Genomic DNA, 1,842 nt, shown 5'->3' with positions numbered 1-1,842 from the left:
AGCACTCCGGCGTCACCCCGGAGCGCGCGCGTCGGCCGCGTGGGTCCCGTCCCACCACCGCGGACGCCCTGCGCGCCAGCGGCGTCATGGACGCGATGACCGCGGGCGCGGTGACGGCGGAGGACATGCCGCAGACCTCGCTCGACGAGGCCCTGGCCACGCCGCAGGAGATCGAGCCCGACCCGTCGGCCGGCCGCACCCCCGGCACCCGCCCGGCCGGCGAGGCCGACGGGAATGCTGTGGGACACTGAATGGTTCCATCGGTGAGAACGACCCGCCGCGCCTCGATCGGCCCGCGCCCCCGCGCGGGCCTCGGCGCGGCCTGACGAGGAGGAAACGTGAGCGATCGCAGCCTGCGGGGCATGCGCCTGGGCGCGCAGTCCCTGGAGTCCGAGGCCGGCGTCGAGCCCGCCGCCCGGCAGCGGGTGGAGTACCGCACGGAGGACGGCGAGCAGGTGTTCGTGACCTTCTCCGTGGAGGCGGACGTGCCGGCCACCTGGACTTCGAAGACCGGCAAGGAGGCGTTCCTCGTCAGCGGCGAGAAGCCGGCTGAGACCGAGGGCAAGCCCGTGCGCACCCACTGGGACATGCTGCGTGAGCGCCGCAGCCTCGAGGAGCTGGAGGAGACCTACAAGATCCAGCTCAACAAGCTGCGCGCCAGCCGCGGCGAGGAGGTCGACGCCTGACCCGCCGCTCCCCCATGCACGACGGGGCCGGATCCGCCATGGATCCGGCCCCGTCGTCGTTCGGGGACTGTGCGCCTCACAGGCCGAGGCGGGCGCGCAGGCCCTCCCAGCGCGCGGCCAGGCCCCACCGGGTCACGTTGACCACGGCCTCGCCGATGATGCCGCCGCTCATCTTGGACTCGCCGAGCTCACGCTCCACGAACGTGATCGGGACCTCGACGATCCGCTTGCCGAGGCGGGCCGTGCGGAAGGTCATGTCCACCTGGAACCCGTAGCCCTTGGACTCGATCGCGTCCAGGTCGATCGCACGGAGCGTGTCGGCCCGGTAGGCGCGGTAGCCCGCCGTGATGTCCGTCAGGTTGAGGCCGAGCATGATCCGCGGGTACAGGGAGCCGGCCCACGAGATCATCTTGCGGGAGGTCGGCCAGTTCACCATCTTGCCGCCCGGCACGCGGCGCGAGCCGATCACCAGGTCCGCAGTGCGGACGGCCTCCAGCAGGCGCGGCAGCTGCTCGGGCTGGTGCGAGCCGTCCGCGTCCATCTCGACCAGGACGTCGTAGCCGCGCTCCAGGCCCCAGCGGAACCCGGCGATGTAGGCGCCGCCCAGGCCGTCCTTGGTGGTGCGGTGCAGCACGTGCACGGAGGGGTCCTCGGCGGCGCGGGCGTCGGCCCAGTCGCCGGTGCCGTCCGGGGAGGCGTCGTCCACCACGAGAACGTCGGACTCCGGGACGGCGTCACGGAGTCGGCCGAGGGTCAGCGGCAGCGACTCGATCTCGTTGTACGTGGGGATGATGGTCAGCACGCGCATGTGCGGTTCTCGCCTTCCGGCCGGGGTCGTGGGGGCGGCCCGCCGGTCGGACGGGCCATCGCATCCGTTCGAGTATAGGAAGCGGAGGTCTCAGGCCGGCGTCGCGGCGTCGTGAGCGTCGCGGGCCACGTCCTCCGCGGCGATCCGGCCGTCCACCCAGGTGGCCCGCCAGCGGGGCAGGGCGGTCTCGGCGTCGAGGGCCGGCAGCAGCGGCGTGCCGGCCCGGGTGTCCGTGCTCCACGCCGCCACCCGGCCGTCCGGCGACTGCACAGCGACCGCGTCGGCGTCCCAGACGCCGAACACGGCCGGGGCCGACACGCTCAGGCGCGGGGCGACGGACAGGCGTGC

At 73.7% G+C, this 1,842-nt stretch carries 2 protein-coding genes and 2 pseudogenes; 2 read left to right on the top strand and 2 right to left on the bottom strand.

Features of this window, described 5'->3' with window-relative positions; genetic code table 11:
• Positions 1-251 (top strand): annotated as a pseudogene (locus tag HMPREF3105_RS11560) (SPFH/Band 7/PHB domain protein); the annotation flags it as partial.
• Between the two features lie 87 nt (positions 252-338).
• Positions 339-686 carry an RNA polymerase-binding protein RbpA gene (locus HMPREF3105_RS11555; protein ID WP_060774975.1) on the top strand — a complete coding sequence of 116 codons (348 nt, stop codon included), beginning with the start codon at positions 339-341 and terminating at the stop codon, positions 684-686.
• 76 nt (positions 687-762) lie between these two features.
• On the opposite strand, the gene HMPREF3105_RS11550 is transcribed toward HMPREF3105_RS11555, so the two are convergent.
• Entirely contained in the window at positions 763-1,494 is a 732-nt protein-coding gene (locus HMPREF3105_RS11550; RefSeq protein ID WP_036315073.1) for a polyprenol monophosphomannose synthase, read from the bottom strand.
• A gap of 90 nt (positions 1,495-1,584) precedes the next feature.
• Positions 1,585-1,842: pseudogene (locus HMPREF3105_RS11545) on the bottom strand (hypothetical protein); the annotation flags it as partial.

The organism is Micrococcus sp. HMSC31B01 (assembly GCF_001816085.1).
Classification (GTDB): domain Bacteria; phylum Actinomycetota; class Actinomycetes; order Actinomycetales; family Micrococcaceae; genus Micrococcus; species Micrococcus luteus.
The sequence above is the reverse complement of the archived record's forward strand: the minus strand, read 5'-3'. Positions and strand labels throughout refer to the sequence as shown.

Excerpts from the sequence above, each read along its gene's own strand:
- HMPREF3105_RS11550 (WP_036315073.1), bottom strand. The coding sequence starts at position 1,494 with ATGCGCGTGCTGACCATCATCCCCACGTACAACGAGATCGAGTCGCTG.